Annotated in this window: 10 protein-coding genes and 2 pseudogenes; 5 read left to right on the forward strand and 7 right to left on the reverse strand. The window is 63.0% G+C overall.

Annotated features, from left to right (window positions below):
- Positions 1–61: 61 nt before the first annotated feature.
- Both AC5QPF_RS15975 and AC5QPF_RS15980 read left to right on the forward strand, forming a co-directional pair.
- A complete protein-coding gene (locus AC5QPF_RS15975; RefSeq protein WP_494958817.1) occupies positions 62–1,978 on the forward strand; it encodes a TonB-dependent receptor domain-containing protein in 1,917 nt (638 codons plus the stop codon).
- Between the two features lie 56 nt (positions 1,979–2,034).
- On the forward strand, positions 2,035–2,472 hold the full coding sequence (locus AC5QPF_RS15980) for a copper uptake system-associated protein (RefSeq protein WP_494958818.1): 438 nt from the start codon (positions 2,035–2,037) through the stop codon (positions 2,470–2,472).
- Positions 2,473–2,666: 194 nt separating this feature from the next.
- Here AC5QPF_RS15980 and AC5QPF_RS15985 read toward each other — a convergent pair.
- Positions 2,667–3,058, reverse strand: a pseudogene (locus tag AC5QPF_RS15985) (5'-nucleotidase); the annotation flags it as partial.
- A gap of 153 nt (positions 3,059–3,211) precedes the next feature.
- On the opposite strand from AC5QPF_RS15985, the gene AC5QPF_RS15990 reads away from it, so the two are divergent.
- Complete coding sequence (locus tag AC5QPF_RS15990) at positions 3,212–3,655, forward strand: GNAT family N-acetyltransferase (protein WP_494958819.1); 444 nt, start codon at positions 3,212–3,214, stop codon at positions 3,653–3,655.
- A 225-nt stretch (positions 3,656–3,880) separates the two neighbouring features.
- Here the strand turns inward: AC5QPF_RS15990 and AC5QPF_RS15995 are convergent, their stop codons facing one another.
- Positions 3,881–4,456, reverse strand: a complete 576-nt coding sequence (locus AC5QPF_RS15995) for a hypothetical protein (protein ID WP_494958820.1) — start codon at positions 4,454–4,456, stop codon at positions 3,881–3,883.
- Positions 4,457–4,534: 78 nt separating this feature from the next.
- On the reverse strand, positions 4,535–5,452 hold the full coding sequence (locus AC5QPF_RS16000; RefSeq protein ID WP_494958821.1) for a LysR substrate-binding domain-containing protein: 918 nt from the start codon (positions 5,450–5,452) through the stop codon (positions 4,535–4,537).
- 105 nt (positions 5,453–5,557) lie between these two features.
- Between AC5QPF_RS16000 and AC5QPF_RS16005 the strand changes: the two genes are divergently transcribed.
- Both AC5QPF_RS16005 and AC5QPF_RS16010 read left to right on the forward strand, forming a co-directional pair.
- A complete protein-coding gene (locus tag AC5QPF_RS16005) occupies positions 5,558–7,303 on the forward strand; it encodes an amidohydrolase family protein (RefSeq protein ID WP_494958822.1) in 1,746 nt (581 codons plus the stop codon).
- A gap of 101 nt (positions 7,304–7,404) precedes the next feature.
- A complete protein-coding gene (locus AC5QPF_RS16010) occupies positions 7,405–8,136 on the forward strand; it encodes a TorF family putative porin (protein WP_494958823.1) in 732 nt (243 codons plus the stop codon).
- Positions 8,137–8,142: 6 nt separating this feature from the next.
- Here the strand turns inward: AC5QPF_RS16010 and AC5QPF_RS16015 are convergent, their stop codons facing one another.
- From AC5QPF_RS16015 to AC5QPF_RS16030, 4 genes and pseudogenes are all read right to left on the reverse strand, one after another.
- A complete protein-coding gene (locus tag AC5QPF_RS16015; protein WP_494958824.1) occupies positions 8,143–8,760 on the reverse strand; it encodes a dTMP kinase in 618 nt (205 codons plus the stop codon).
- A gap of 3 nt (positions 8,761–8,763) precedes the next feature.
- Positions 8,764–9,003: pseudogene (locus AC5QPF_RS16020) on the reverse strand (hypothetical protein); the annotation flags it as partial.
- A gap of 109 nt (positions 9,004–9,112) precedes the next feature.
- Positions 9,113–10,453, reverse strand: coding sequence for a hypothetical protein (locus tag AC5QPF_RS16025; protein WP_494958825.1), 1,341 nt, complete (start codon positions 10,451–10,453; stop codon positions 9,113–9,115).
- Between the two features lie 71 nt (positions 10,454–10,524).
- Positions 10,525–16,713: a hypothetical protein gene (locus AC5QPF_RS16030; RefSeq protein WP_494958826.1), complete on the reverse strand. Its 6,189-nt coding sequence runs from the start codon at positions 16,711–16,713 to the stop codon at positions 10,525–10,527.

Consider the following 16,713-nt stretch of genomic DNA (forward strand, 5'->3'; position numbering starts at 1 on the left):
CAGGCCCACAGCCCGTGGGGAGCGCTGCATCACGACTCCTTGCAACAGGAACACCCAAGGCATGAACAACAAAACCCTCTGCTGCGCCGCAGCATTGGCTCTTTCCAGCGGCACCGTACTGGCCCAGCCTGAAGCGGTGGAACTGGACTCGACCTCGGTCGTCGGCACTTCGGTCATCGAGCAGAACAGCATCGACAGCTTCGCCAGCCGGACTACCACCGTCGGCCGGGAACAGATTCGCGACCTCAACGCCCTCGACCTTTCTTCTGCGCTGCGCCGTACCCCCGGCGTGGTGGTCTCGCGCTTCAATCCGGTGGGCTCGTTCGGCGGCGCCGAAGGTGGCGCGGTGTATATCCGTGGCATGGGGGCCAGTCGCCCGGGCAGCGAGATCAAGACCTATATCGACGGCGTACCTTTCTACATGGGCGTCTGGGGCCATCCCTTGCTGGACCTGCTGCCGATCAATGCCATGGACAGCATCAGCGTCTACAAGGGCCCACAACCACAGAAGTTCGGCAATACCTTCGCCGCCATCGACCTCACGCCGCGGGTCGCCGAACCAGGTGACAACCACCACGGCGAGCTGCAGTTGACCGGCGGTAGCTTCCGCACCGCCACCGAGCAGGCCAGCCTGATCGGCCGCGAAGGAGCCTTCGACTACCTGCTGGCCCAGGGCGCGGCGCACTCAGATGGTGACCGCAGTGACGGCGATGGCCGCCTGAACAATGGCCTGGCCCGCCTCGGCTACCGTCTGAACGACAACTGGAGCACCGGATTGCTGGTGCTGCATGCCAACAACCAGGTCTCCGATCCCGGCCAGAAGGGCCTGCCCGAGACGAAGAACGGTGAGTTCAACACCCGCGGTACCCTCGCCTCGCTGTCCCTGGCCCACATCCACGACTGGGGCGATGGCAGCCTCAAGGTCTACCACAACGAGGGCCGCGGTGCCGCGCTGGACCAGACCGGCCTGGACGGCGACACCATCAGCGACTTCACTTTGCAGGGCCTGCGCTGGGACGAGCGCCTGCGCCCCTGGCAGGACGGCGAGATTGCACTGGGCCTGGATGTCGACGAGAGCAAGGGCGAAGTGCATTTCAAGCGCGTCGCGCCGGCGCCACAGGCCAGGTTCGATGCGCCGACCCTGCGCGTCACCTCACCGCATGTCGCGGTCAGCCAGGCGTTCGCCCTCAACGAAAGCTGGACCCTGACCCCATCCGTGGGCGTGCGCACTTATCAGCACAATATCTTCGACAGCGCCACCGCTCCCCATGCCGGCCTGCTGCTGTCCTCGGGCAACCTTGAATTCCGCGCCAATGCCTCCCGTGGCATCAACTACCCGGGCCTGGAAGCATCGGTGATGTCGAGCCTGATCCCGGCCCTGGGCCAGAGCTGGAAAGACCTCAAGCCCGAGAAGGTCGATCACCAGGAACTGGGCATGCGCTTCAACCCGACCGCCAGCGCTACCCTGGACCTCGCCGTGTTCAAGGACAAGCTGCAAGACCGCTACCTGTTCGCCTTCCCGCCGGCCGTCTCCAGTCCCTCCTACATCAACCTGGGCGACTACGACGTCAAGGGCGCCGAAGCCACCTGGCAACAGCGCTGGAGCGAAAGCTGGAGCAGCTTCGTCGGCTTCACCTGGCTTGACCCTTCGCTCAAGACCCTGCCTTATGCGCCACGCAGATCACTGTCCCTGGGCACCACCTACGAGGTCGGCCCTTGGCGTCTGTCCGCCGATGCGCAATATCAGGAAGACATGTACGTGCTCGCCGAGGAGCGCAGCGCGGGTGCCAGCAACTTCTCCCGGGTCGACAGCTTCACCGTGGTCAACCTGCGCGCCGGCTATGCGCTGCCGGCGCTGGGCAGGGTCGGCGAAGTGTTCGTCGCTGTGGAAAACCTGTTCGACCGCGACTACGCCTACCGCACCAACTACCCGATGCCCGGCACCTCGGCGCAACTGGGTGTGAAGATGGGCTTCTGAGCCCCCAACAGGACGCTGCCGGCATCCAGCCGGCAGCCTTTGAAAGGAAGATCCACATGCAGATGAAAGCACCGATTCTCGCCCTGCTCCTGGCGTGCAGCCCGTTACTGGCGGTTGCCGATGTGAGTAGCGAGCAACAAAGCATCGAGCATCTGATGCGGCACAACTTCGAACGCCCCGACGCGCCGCTGGATGTCGGTCCGGTCACCGTCGAGGGCGATCATGCGGTGGCCGGCTGGTTGCAGGACCAGCGTGGCGGCCGGGCGCTGCTGCGCAAGGGGCCGCAGGGGTGGCGCGTGGTGCTGTGTGCCGGCGACTCGCTGTTGCAGGCGAAGACCTTGCGTAGCGCCGGGCTCGACGAGAAGGCCGCGGTGCAACTGAGCCAGGCGGTGCGCGAGGCGGAGAGTACCCAGCCGGTGGCACGGGTGAAGCAGTTCGCGTTGTTCCAGGGGGTGGTCAAGGTTGAACGTGATGCGGCTCATGGCAATCATTGATGGTGAAGCGTTGCAGGGGCTTCTCGAACCTCGCCATCGCGCTTTGGCGTTCATGGAGCAAAACGTAATTCATTGAGTCAACTCGGCCCCTGTGGGAGCGGGTTCACCCGCGAATACGTCGGTGAATTCACTACCGCAATCGCGGGTAAACCCGCTCCCACAGGGTCAGCGTCCACCTTTCCATGCATTAGCTTCCCTACAATCTGCATCACTGCTTCCGACTCATCACCTGCCAAGACACCATCAAAGTCGAATGCGATGCGCAAGGTATGGTCGTTCTCATCGTCATCAAATTTTGAATTCAGCATCTGACCAGCTGGATGGCCTGCCTTGATTGCTGCCTCTACGTCCTCCTTGTCACCTGACAAGAACAACGCGATATTCAGTGCCGGTATGTACTCATAGGGGGACTGGCCCTGCATGAAAATGGCGCGTGTCATAGGCAGACCATATTGAGGTTTGCCTCCTGAAACTTGCGGTATTTCTCCTCGCCGTCACTCTTGAAGACAGCATCAGATTCACGCAAATCAAAAACGGCACTGGAGGCCACACCGATGACAAGGCGACCGTCTAGCTCGTAAGGCATGCAAATCTCCATATACGATGCTCACACGATGGCAATGTACCATCACGCTTTCACTCCGCGCTAGAAATCGCCATCAACAGCCCATTCACTCATTGGACGATTACACCTCGGCGACTCGTTGCCACAACTCTCCATTCCTTTCAGGAGTCCCACATGCAAATCATCGAATGCACCCTCAAGGACCTGGATCAGGCTGCCGGGCTGTTCAACCAGTACCGGATCTTCTACGAGCTGCCTGACGATCTCGCCAGCTCCTGCGACTTCCTGAAAGCCAACCTGGAGGGCAAGCGCTCGCGGATTTTCCTGGTCCTCGACGATCAAGGCACCGCCCAGGCCTTCGCCCAGCTCTACCCTGCCCTGTGCTCGCTGGCCATGAAGCGTTTCTACTGGCTCTACGATCTGTTTGTTGCGCCTGAAGCGCGGAAGTCCGGCTATGCCCGCCAGTTGATGAACCACCTCACTACCCTGCTCCGTGCCGAAGGTGCCGATCGTATCAGCCTCGACACCGCCACCTCGAACAAGGCGGCCCAGGCGCTCTACGAGTCGCTGGGGTATGTGCGGGAAAGCGAGTTCCTGACGTATCACCAGTATCTTTGACAGGCCGTAGGTCGGGCTCGACTCGGTACCGCGTCGTACAAACAAGGCAGTCAACCATGGCCTGACAGACATAGGCACGTTGCAACAAATGTGGGAGCGGGTTTACCCGCGATGCGCCGCGCGGGCGGCGCTCGATCTGGAGGGCGCTGCAAATCTCAAGACAGGCGCCTGGAAGCCTTGACGCAATGCCCGGACAGGCAGATCCAAATGCTGCGACAAGCCCCCTCAACGCGACGTGGTAATCGTCAACACCTCGGTATAAACCGCCTCAACCTTCTGCCCCACCTTCAGATTCTTCATCCGCGCCTGCAGCCCCGGATCCTCGACCTTGACCACCTTCAGCGGCCCTTCCGGCGGCAGCAGCGTCACCTCGTGGCTCTCCAGGTCGATCTTGTTGACCGTCGAGACGACCTTGACCTGGCGGAATGCCTGGCCGCCCGGGTTCTGGTTGTCCCCGGCTGGCCGAACGGTGCCGGCCTCCTCCGTGATCCTGGGCACGCCGCCCACGTCCTTGTCGAGGGAGTAGGCAACCGCACGGGTCACGTAGATATCGATCTGGTCACCGCTCTTCAAGTTGTGCAGGTTTTTCGCCTGGTCGGACAGCTGCACCGTCACCGGCTTGCCGTTGCGACCTTCCAGGGTGACCTGGTGGCTGGCGGCATCCACCGACAGCACCTTGGTAGTGATATGGCTCTCCAGCGCTTCGCCGCCCAGCGGCAAGTTAGCAGCCTGGCTTACGCCGGCGATGGACAGCAACGAAGCAAAGGCAATAGCACGGGGTACGGAACGAAACGGTTTCATGGACCTACTTCCCTGTGATGGCGGTGGGAGCAAGCATAGTCAGAAAAAACCGACGTCAATCTCCGAGTTCGCGCTGAATCAGTCCAGCCCACGCTGCTGCAGATACGCCGCCAGATAGTCGATGAACGCCAGCACCTTCCCCGTCGCCCGGCGATGACTGGGATACACGGCAAGGATCTTCGGCCCGAAGGCATCCGGATCGATGGCGTAATCAGCCATCAACTGCACCAGGCGTCCGTCGGCCAGGTACGGTGCACCGCTCCACAATGGCACATGGAACAACCCGCCTCCCGCCAGCGCGCTGGCTAGCAGCAGGTCGTAGTTGTCGCTTTCCAGGCGCGGGGCGGTGGGCTGCAGCAGACTCAGGCGCTCGCCGTCCTTTTCCACCCACCAATAAGTGCGGCTCAGAGCCGGATGGCGGTACAGCAGCCAGTCGTGTTGGTCGAGGGTCTGCGGATTGACCGGCAGCGGGTTGCGCGCCAGATAGGCAGGACTGGCGCAGAGCGTCAGGCAATTGCTGCCGACCACCCGCGAAATCAGCCCCGGCAGGTCGTTGTGCCCTTCGCGCAGGGCCAGGTCGTAGCCGCTTTCCACCAGGTCGACGAAATCATCCGACAGATCTACCCGCAGGCGAATCTCCGGGTATTCGCGCAGGAAGCCGGCGCAGACGTCATCGAGAAAGGCCCGGCCGAAGCCCAGCGGCGCGGTGAGGCGCAGCAGGCCGTGCAGGCCATGCTGCATCTGCGCGACCACTTCGCCGGCTTCATGCAGGCGCATGAGCACCTGCCGCGCCGTATCCAGGTAGACGCTGCCGGCCTCGGTCAGCACGGTACGCCGGGTGCTGCGCTCGAACAGGCGCACGCCGAGTTCGTTTTCAAGATGGCTGACGGCCTTGGTCAGGGCCGAAGGGGTCTTGCCCAGTTGCTCGGCGGCACGGCTGAAACTGCCTTGCTCGGCCGTGGCGACGAACATGCTGATGGCGGCGAACTTGTCCATGGTTTTTCCTTTCAGGAAAAAAGCTTTTGCGCGCTTCGGGCGTTCTGCCCGCTTCGCCGAGCCGCTAGTCTCGCCGGCAGACCAAAAAAAACAAGAGGTTCGACCATGAAAGGCTTCACCCCTTCCTTGCTGACCCTGGCACTGGCTTTTGCCTCTGCGGACACCATGGCCGCCGCCGACCTGGTGTTGCTCAACGGCAAGCTGTACACCGCCGACCCCGCCCATCCTGCGGCGCAGGCCATGGCCGTGGCGGACGGCAAGGTGCTCAAAGTGGGCAGCGACGCCGAGATCAAGGCCCTCGCCGACAGCAAGACCCGGGTCATCGACCTTGCCGGCAAGCGCCTGCTGCCGGGCATGATCGACAGCCATTCCCACGCGATCTTCGGTGGCCTGGAACTGTCGGCGGCCAACCTGGACAGCGAGGAAGGCGTCAGCATTGCGGACCTGGAAAAGCGCCTGCGCGGCTGGCGTGACGACGGCACGGCGCAACAGGGCGATGTGCTGCGGGTGGTTGGAGTGAGTTCCACCTACTGGGCCAAGGACGACGAGCTGAACCGCACCTTCAGCCATGGCGAATGGGAAAAAGTGCCGGTGGTGTTCATCGGCAGCGACCACCACACGGCCTGGGCCAACCAGGCCATGCTCGAGCGTGCCGGCATCGACGCGAAACTGCTGGCCGGCTTGCCGGAAGCCGAGCGCGGCACCCTCGGTGCGCGCAAGGACGGCACGCCCAACGGTTTCGCCGTGGACGCCGGCTGGGACCGCATCGCCGCCGCCATGCCGGCGCTGGGCCGCGAAGCCTTGCTCCAAGGCGCCGAGGCGGCGGTGAAATACAACAACAGCTTCGGCATCACCGCCTGGATGGACCCGGCCACCAACGCCGCACCGGGCGAATCGCTGTTCAGCCTCAAGCCCACCGAGCATTCGGTCGGCGTGCTGCCGGCCTACAAGGCCCTGGCCGAGAAAGGCGGCCTGAGCGCCCACGTCGCCGCCCTGCTGGTGGCCAATCCGAAAAGCGTACCGGCTGACCTCGACACTCTGGACAAGGTGCGCCAGCAGTTCCAGGGCGTGCCCAACCTGACCCTGCCCGGCATCAAGGTATTCGCCGACGGCGTGCTGGAGTTCCCGGCGCAGAGCGCGGCGCTGATCGAGCCTTACAGCAACACGCACAAGAACGGTGAACTGCTGATCGACCCGGAGCATTTCGGCGAACTGGTCAGCGCCGCCGACGCCCGCGGCTGGCTGGTGCATATCCACGCCATCGGTGATCGTGCTGTGCGTGAGTCGCTCAACGGCATCGAACAGGCGCGCAAGGACCGCAACAGCGGCATCACCCACTCCGTGACCCACCTGCAACTGGTAAATCCCACCGAATTCGCACGCTTCAAGCCGCTCAACGTGATCGCTTCGATGCAACTGCTCTGGGCCTCCGGCGACGAGTACACCCTGGACATGGTCAAGCCCTACGTCAGCAGCCATGCCTTCCCCTACCAGTACCCGGCGCACTCGCTGCTGGCCAACGGCGCAACGATCGCCGGAGCCAGCGACTGGTCGGTGTCCTCGCCCAACCCGTGGCTGGCGATCCACCAGGCGATGACCCGCGAAGGGCCCAAGGGCGTGCTCAACGCCGACGAGCGCATCGACCTGAACACCCTGCTCCAGGCCTACACCCTCAATGCCGCCCGCACCATCGGCCTGGAACGACAGATCGGCTCACTGACCCCGGGCAAGCAGGCCGACTTCATCGTTCTCGACCGCGACGTGCTCGCCGTGCCCGAGCAGGCACTGGCCGACACCCGCGTGCTGCAGACCTGGTTCGCCGGGCGCGAAGTCTATACCGCCGAACGCTGATCCCCTCTCCGGAAACGCCCTGCCCCCGTGCCGTTGAGTGCTCGGGGCCGGGCGGAGCCTTGCCCGCATCCGCCAGAACAATCACAACAACAGGTACTTTCATGCGCCGCATCCTGCTCCTTGCCGTCACCCTCGCTCCACTCACCAGCCAGGCAGTACCGCTGAGCGACGACTTCAACCTCGATATCGACCTGGCCCTGGTCAGCGACTACCGCAGCCGCGGCATCTCGCAGACCCAGAACGACCCTGCCGCCCAGCTCGGCCTGACCCTCCAGCATTCCAGCGGGCTCTATCTGGGCGCCTGGACCTCCAACGTCGACTTCGGTTTCGGCGCTGCGACCCGCCAGGAAGTGGACTACTACGCCGGCTGGTTCTGGCAGGCCAGCGACGACATCAGCCTGGACCTGGGCTACCTGCAATACCGCTACCCGAAGAACGGCGAGTTCAACCAGAGCGAGTACTACGCCGTGCTGACCGCCTACGGTTTCAGCCTGGGGGCCAATTACTCGGATGACGCCGAGAATCTCTTCGGCCAGTCGCAGGACACCCTCTACAGCTACGTCGGCTACGAGACCCGGTTGCCGCTGGATATCGGCCTGCGCCTGCGCTACGGGCGCATGGACTTCAAAGACCCGATGTTCATGTCCGAGAACGAGCATTTCTCGGATGCCTACCATGAATGGGAGGTGAAGCTGACCCGGGAGCTGTTCGGGGTGACCTGGGGGCTGTCGTACATCGACACCGACCTGTCGAAGGTCGAATGCGCGAGCAGCTACGGGTTCGATGATGTCTGCCAGCCGACGCTGGTCGCCAGCATGGGCAAGAAGTTCTAAGGCGATTCAGCGGGTGGCGCGCAACAATTGGATCTGCTCCATCACCTGCGCTGTCGCTGCTTCCAGGGTGCCTTCGTTGCGGCAGAGCAACCAGCCCTGCTCCGCCACGGCCTGCTCGAACGCCTGGGTACAGGCCACCTGCTCCGCCATCCTGAACATCACCGTGCTGCTCAGGCCGCGTGTCCGTGCCGCCGCCCGAGCCCAGGAAATCTCGGGTTGGGTGACGACGCCGACATGCAGGTCCGGCACCCTGACATCCCGCTCAAGGTTCAGTTGCAGGATCTCGTCGAACGGAACCAGGCGGCGAAATGCGGCATCGGACGGGTACCACCGGTCGATCAGGATGATGCTGCCGGCGGGCTGCCTGGGCAGGACCTCCCGGGAAATCCACGCACGGCTCTCGGCCAGGCGCTGGCAGATCGTCAATTCCAGTTCACGGCTGGGATGGCGGGCGACTTCGTTGACCAGGGCCATGGTCACGGCCCGGCCGGGATCATTGTTGCGCTCGCACAGGCGCACCACCTTTTCGCCAGTGGCCCTCAAGGCCTGGGTGACGGACTCCAGCAGGGTGGTCTTGCCGGTGCCCTTGGGGCCGTCCAGCGAGACGAACAACGGAACACTCATGCTTCACACAACGATCGATTCAATGGACAGGGGGGCAACTCTACCCTGATTTGGCCAGGTCGGTGCTCTCGCCACAGCTCCCCCCCGCAACAACCCCCGCAACCACAAGTGCGCTGGATCCGCCGCAAAGCGCGGATGCCAGAGCAGCGACACGGTGAACGCCTCGGTCGGCACCGGCAGCGCGAAGCTGTGCAGGCCCTGCCGCAGGCTGGCGGTGTGCCGCTGCGGCACGCAGGCGATCAAAGACAGGCAGGCCCGGTGCCTGACCCGCTACATCGAGCGGGCCGGCGACTGGGTGCCGGAGGTACGGACATGAACCGACGACGCTAGCAAGCCCGTGCCCGCACGACACTCAGCGTCCCGACTCCAGCACCTGCTTGCCCAGCCCGTAAGCCGTCCCGCTGATCCCCAGGAAAATCAACCAGGTCGGGTCGAACACCGGATAGCTCAGTTGCTGCTGCACGTGGAAGATCCCTACAACCAGCAGCAGGATGTTCACCACCACCGCCTGGTAGCGATGCAGTTGCTTGCGTTCGTCGAAACCGGTGAGCAGGTCGTACCAGAACCCGCGTGTCGGCACGTAGCCACGGCCGCTGGGGGCATTGCGGTCGGTGACCCAGGACAGCCCCGCCGTACCGACGCTGATGCCGAGCAGGACCAGCAGCGAGCCGTCGATCCGGCGCAGATCCCCGTACAGCAGCCAGAGGAACAGCCCGGTGGCGACGGCGAAGGTGAACCACAGCGCCATTTGCGTGCGGCTGAGGCTGAAGGAGGCACGCACGGGCTGCCAGTCGAGCTTGCGCAGCGCCAGACCGCAGCAGGTGCCGTCGATGTCCGCGGCTGCCACCGACTCGCCGGCGAGGGCTTGATTGGCCAGGTATTCATATTGAGGCGCACTGGCCGGATCATAGGTGGCGTAGCGGGCCTTGAGGTAGTCATCGCGTGTCGTGTCGCCCGCCAACTGCGCCAATGTGACCCGAAGCAACCGGGCGTCCTTCCACCATGGCGGAATCGTTGCATCCGACTCGTCACGCAGGGTGTCCGTCGCTCTGCCGAGATACACGATGGCAACCATCACGAGGGCGACCAGCAGCAGCGCGAACCACAACCTGTATTCGGTGGTGATGCTGACCTCTGTGCCCTGGCCACGCGACGGAATCATCGTCAGCGCGGCATCGTTGTTGGAGCGCCATCCCAGCGCCGCATACAGCTGCGTGGAAGCGAACAGGGCGCCATCGGCATACAGCATCGACCACAAGCGCTGGGTCTCGGGCCCCTGGCGGATCCTGAACCTTAGCTGGACAAACGGATCGACCGTTTCGGAGGCGATCAGCAACGCATCATTCGGCAGGGCCACGCCATTCAGATACAGCACGAACGCCCCGCTCAAGTCCCCATGCGACGCCTGAAAGGCGTTGAAAGCGGTCTTGTCCACGGCAATGATCAGGTCGCCGGTTCCGATCAACGGAGCGGCGTCGGGGTCGATCTTGACGCACTCCGGGTCGCGGCTGCCTTTACCCGTGTTCAACTGCGCGGCCTCGCGCTCGACCGGTTTTCTTTCGAAAAGCTCTGAATCCCTGACCACGACGCATTTTGTCACCAGTTGCAAACTGTCCTCGCCCTTCGCGACTCCGGCGGCAAGCAGGTTCAGCGCCAGCAATGCTCCCAGCAGTCGCCACAACGTCTTGTTCATCGCATTCATCCTCCTTTCTCGATGGTCCAGGTGCCAGGTTGCCCGCAGTTGGCCTGTTCCTTTGCCTTGCCTCAACCCGTCACGGAAATCCCTGGCGACACCGAGATGATTCTTGCCTGGACTTCCTTCAGTTCCCTCAGCTCGTCCGCGTTTGCGGCGGTGTCGGACGATAACGGGTCGGTGCCGAAGAACCAGTCGAGGTCCAGCGTACTGTTGAAACCGTGGTGAACATGGTTTTTATCGTCGTACGAACTGGCGAGCATCGATACCTCCAGCCAGAGCTCCCGAGGATTGCCGTCCTTGAACGTCGCCGACTCCACCGTTATGGCCAGTCCCTTGATACCGGTGGTCGCGTCGGTGCCCCATGGAGCTCCCAGCCATTCGGCGGCAATTTCATCGCGCTGACCAAGGGCGTACACCTGTGACGGTTTCAACACCTCAGCCGCCCCCTGAGCATCGAGCTTCAGCCCCACGTCGAGCGTGGCGAGCTCTTTACCAACTGTAGGGTGCAGCACCAGTACGTTGCCCGAGCTTGCAGTTGTCGACTCGGGCCGCAGGTGCAAGCGCAACTCTGTCAGTTCGGTACGCGTCGTCGAGCTGGCGATCACGCGCAGGTTCAGTGACAGCAGTACCTTGTTTTCGGGCTTCGCGGGCACGACACCCGTTGCCACAAGGTCCAGGTAACCGTACTTGTAGTGGTCCGGTATCGCATCGGAGCCATGGCCAAGGATGATCGCCGGGGTTTCGAACTCGATCACCCGAACCCTGGTACTACCGATGTCAGGCACGGTGCCCTTCGCCACCGTGAGGCTCTTGGCACCGAGCATATGTAACGCAGTGGGGCGCTCCAGCGAGCGGCCCAGACCGGAACGCATCTCGCTGAACAACAGGGCGAGATGGCGTTGGGTGTGGGTCGGATATGGCTGCGCCGCTTGCGTGGGCCTGAGCCAGAGGGAATCGGCAGGTGCCGTGAGGGTAGCGAACTCCAGCGTTTCTTCGGTTTTTTTGGCATTTCCGGTTTTTTTCAGGCGAGCCTGCAAGGCTGCCACCGGCCAGGACTTCCCCGTTTCCAGCAGCTTTTCACCAGCGGCCATGACCGTGGCGAAGTTGCGGTTGGTGCGCGCCCAGTGCATCGCGGTGGTCTGGCTGACGCCGACGGCGCACGACCACAGGTCTTTCGCCTCCTTCGCCTCCAACGCCAGGTGATCCCAGCCAAAACCAGCAGGCAGGTTCCATTCGATGCTCGCCAGCAGCTTCGGTGCATTACCGGCGCCACGTTCCTCGTCCAGCTCCTCTGGCGGTACCAGGAAGACCGCGAGCACGGCACGCCTGTCGTTCACGGGGGTATGCAGCAAGGCGCACTGCCAGCCGGCAAGGTCCTTGACCAATGGCAGGCTCACCAGCTTCATCCTTTTACCCACGCTGACCGTCGGATCCAGTACGCGCCAATCCAGGGTCACCTCGCGGTGCTCCGAGGCGTCGAACTCCACCACCTTGATCAAACCGGCGTCCTGGCCAATGGTGAGCGTGGCCTGCGTTGCCGGAAACTGGATCCAGCAGTTGCCACTGAAGTCCGGGGAGCTTTGCTTCTTGATGGTGCTGACCAGCCAGTGCGGATGCAGGTAACGACGCAACCCGACGCTGAGGAAGTGCTCCTCAAGATCCAGTGTTTCCGGGGGAGAAGCGTCCTCCTTGCCGATCTTGAGGCTCACCGGGTCAAGCACCAGTGCGCTGTTGGGAAACGCCGGTGCCGCCACCGCGTCAGACTCGAAGGTCAGGCCGATCGGCCCCTCCACGGAGAGCAGCACGCCCTGCCCCGTGGCTTGGTCGAAGGGCTCGTAGGCAAGTCGCGGATCGCGGCCGATCTCTTTGCGTATATCCGCCGGGACCACCGATGCCTGGGCGTTTTCCTGGGTCGCGGGCAGTTCGTAACCGATACCGGAACGAATCTCGGCAATCACCCGATCGGCCAGGCCGCCGTAGTCGAACGGCCTCTCCTGCAGGATGGCCATCAGCGGCGGCGTGAGGCCCGCGCCCTCCTCCGGCGACTGGGTCAGGGGAATCAGCGCGCGCAGTTGCGGGCGGGTCAGTTCGATACGCGAGGCTTCGGCGAGCATGGCTACCCGCAGCCAGGACTTTTCCAGGGCGTCGGACCATGCCTGGCATTGCCCATCCGCGTCCCGCTCAAAGGCCGGGGTGTAGCGCGAATGCAGGGTGAAGCGATGACGGAAGACAGTGGCCGAGGGCTTTTCCCAGTGCGCGGTATGCAGCGTCGTGACAGCGGGGCCGGGAAGCAGGTTGACCGTCGAGGATTGGCCGTCCCGGTCACGTCCGGCAAAGGTCTGTTGCTCGAAGCGGGCCAGTTGGTCGTCAGCCTTGAGCTTGCGCGACGCGCAGCCGGGCGCTGTGAGGCTGGTGTCATCCGCCTTGGGATTGATCCAGGCGTAGATCGGCTTGCCGTCGAAGCGCCAGCGCTGGGTCAGCACGGTGACCGCGCCCAGTTGCCGCCAGCGCCATGCCTTGAGATCGGTGGCGTCGGTGTCGTCGGCCTTGAAGGTACCGCCGGCCTTGAGCGTATAGCTGCGTGCGCTGCCGACAGGCTCGTAGCTGATAAGGCCGAGGGCCAGGCTCGTCCATTCTTCGCGGCTGGCCAGCATTCCTTTTGCGTTGCCGGCTGGCACCGACAAGGGGCCTGGCATGCTTTCGACCAGCACCCGCGCCCCCTCGAACACCACAAGATCGCCATCCCTGCCAATGGACAGCGCCTCCAGGCGGCTGTCGATCACTGGCAATCCGACACTGAACAAAGTGGATCGCACTTGCGGCCTGGCCAACAATTGCACACAGGCACCGGCGGGCACCTGCAACAAGCTGTCGTTGAACAACAAGGCCAGGCCGGCATTCAGGTCGAAGCTGCTGACGCTTACGAGGTGTCGGCATTTCGGCTCCAGCAGCTTCAGGATTTCCTTGATGCGACCTTTGGCGAGCAGCTCGACCAGATTGCCGATGCTCTGGAGCATCTGGCCCAGCGATGGAATCGGAAGCTGGCGGACCTCCACGGGCTTGAGTTCGGCCTCCTGGCCTAGCAGCCTGGGATCCGCCAGCAACCCGTCCAGGACCACCACCTCCAGACGCAGGCTGCTCACGGCAGGATCAAGCAGCGCATCCAGCAACTTGCCAAGTTCCAGGTCGTGCGAGCGGTCGATGTTGGCGGCTTCGAGCAGGCATAGGAACGATTTGACCTGATCCTTGGTATTGTCCAAGCCATTGAACACTTCACCACGACGCGTCGGGTTGGCGATCCAGCGCACGAAATCGCTATAGGGCACCCGAGGGAAATTCACGCTCAGGCTCGTACCTTTGTCGAAGGGCGATCGCCAGCCGCCCTGGGCAACACCTGGAATGGACGCGCCTAGCAGCAGCAGGTTGTCGGCCTTCGGCCCCTGCCCTGCCGTCCGCTGCGCCGACGCGGCGGGATCGACTAAGCTGAGGCTAGCCGAAGCCGCAGCGTGCAGTTTCAGGCGCAGCCACAGCGAGTCGAGCCCTTTCGTTTTCGTGAAAGTGCCCTCATCTCTCGCGAATCCGACCTTGATTGCGTCGGCCTCCTGGCTAATCGAAACGCGTGTGCTGATCGATGTGCCGACGGCCAGTTCCTGTTTAAAGACGCACAACTGGGTTCCATACCACACCTCAATCTCCAGCTTGCCATCAACGGGCCCTGAATATCGAAGGTCCTCCAGGACGATGTCCCTGGAGACAGCGTCGTTACCCAGGTGCCATGCACCATTGCCATCCACCTGGCGGAACAGATCCAGCGGGAGCTTCGCGGCGCTGTGCAGGCCCAGCCGAGGATAGTCCGCCGACAATGGCTGCAGGCCAGGTGGCAGCAAGCCCAGGCGTTGGGTAGCGCCGCCGTCGCTGATGGTGGTACGCCCGATTGCCGTGCGGCGTGAATAAACCAGTTTCAGTGTGGGAGCACCATCGACCGAGATCGCCGCCTTCGGTACCCAGGGCTGGCTGCCTTGCAGGGCCGCCGGCAGACTGCCGCTACGCCCCACGACATGCGCGCAGATCTCATACCGCGCACCGTAGGCGAGTGTCGGCAAAGGCTGATAGCCGTCCTTCAGCGTACCCGGGTAGTCCGTGCCGAAGAACGCCTTGCCCAGGGGATCGGCGCCCGCGCCCGGCAGGCTTTGATCAAAAGCACTGCTGGCGAACGGCAACCCGTCATAGTGCAGGAACAAGGAGCGGCGGCCATCGTTGATGGTCGTGGGCAACGGTTGCACGGTGATTGCGTCTTCAAGCGCAGTAGGTGGTGGATTGGAAAGTGGGTGGAAGTCCGCAAGGTTGGCGTAGGCCCAGGGGCTGTAGGCCTTGTCATCGAAGGTTCGACGCAGAACCAGGGCCACCCCGGAGAACGCGGCGCTGAAAAGGTCCAGCTCCTCGTCGTCGGTCACTGGGTCGACGGTCAGCTGGATCGTCAACGGGCTGGGAGCGAGGTCTGGCAGGAAGCGGGAGGTCACTGGAACAAAGAGTTCACGCAGGACGTCTTCCTGCATGCGCTCGGCAGCCTTGGAAATTGCTATCTGAGCATCAGAGTCTTCGGCCATTTCGGCGGGGGCTTCGAGGTCGGCTGCGAAGAAATCCCGGATGGTCGGCAAGACAGGTACGCATCCAATCAGAGATCGAGCAGCTTCAGGCATCGCGTCGAGCGACTCAACGCCCAACCGGTATTTCCAGAAACCGAGCGTCTCGGTCGCCTCCTTCAACGACCGAGCATCCACTTTCAACTGGCGCAGTACCGTGTCACAAATCAGTTTGCCGACGGACTGACGGGCGGCATCGGCACCATTGAATCCTGTTCGCAGCAGGGCCTCAAAATCATCGAGGGCCAGGGCAAATGCCTGTCTGACATCGATCCGGCTGGCTTCATCCCTTCCCGCATTGACCGCGACATGAACTGTGTCGAGCGCCGCTTCTGGCAGCCGACGCAACAGTCGTAGCGCCGTCGCTTCGAAACCGTCTTCACTGAGTGACGCCTGCTGAAGTGAAACAAGCTCCGAACGGAACGTTTCGAGCGAAAGCTCCCCCAGGGTTTTCCAGCTTGCAAGAACCGGGTTGGCACTTGCCCGGAGCAATTTGTACAGCGGCGAATCCTGCCCGCCTGCGGGCCGGCAGATATCCAGCAGTATCTCGATGTAAGCCTTTTTGTCCGAATGGGCCAATGCGGACTGAATGCCATTGCGGATGGCATCACGCAGCAGGGAGCGAGGCAGCTCGGCAGACAGTCCGGCGTTATTCAAGCGTTCAATGAACAGATTCAGCACCGGGCCAAGCAAGGCGCCCTCTCGGGGGCTGCGCGCCGAATCACCAGCGTTGGGCATCATCAGCGACAGGACCAGGGTGTCCAGGCTGGTGGCCAGGGTCGATACGGCACGCCAGCCCTGGCGACGCAGCCGTTGCAAGAGCGAAGGTTCGTCCTTCCATTCGACCTCACTGACGGCGAACACCCCGGTGAACAGCGAACCGGCGCGTTGCTCGATCCTGGCCAGTGCCCGATACGATTCCTGCTCGCCATCGTTTTCCCCGAACTGGACGAAGCCTGATTGAGGATCGATCAGCATGTCGCCCCTCTCCGGGCGTCGGGCCCGGTTTGAGCGGCAGAGCTGCACCTTGTCTGATGTATAGGAAAACAGCACATCATCGGCATCGCTGACGTTATCGGTGTAGTCGACAGGAACAAGCTGGCCATCGATGAAGGGGAGGAACACGATGTCTTCCGGACCTTCGTAGTCCAGACGCAAGACATAGGCGAGTCCCAGGCTTTGCGGCACCGGGGCGACCCAACTGGCAGCGCCAACCAGCACGCCGCGAGCATCGAGAATCGCCGTGTTGTCGATGACCGTGCGCTCAACGCCAGACAAGGCCCAAAGACCGGCCGAGCGGCCATTCCTACTCGCCAGAGCGTGAGTCCCCAGCCAATCACCGAACTCATCGAGGAGCGAGGTGCTCACGACGGTGGGCTTGGGCGGAACAACATCCTGGACGAACAGCGGCGGCTGGCCGTCCTTTACGCTAAAGGCACGGAACTGCAACGCTCCGGTTTTCAGCAAGTCGAAGAAGTTCTTGTAGGCTTGCCTGGCTTCTACTTCTGTCGCCTCCTCGACCTGGAAAGCCAACCGCACCGAAAACCCCCGCTGCCCTTTGCCCTGGAACCCCTGGAGTTCTTCCTCGTTCATGCAGATGATGGTCCGCTTCAT

The organism is Pseudomonas sp. Con_6, from assembly GCF_059379395.1.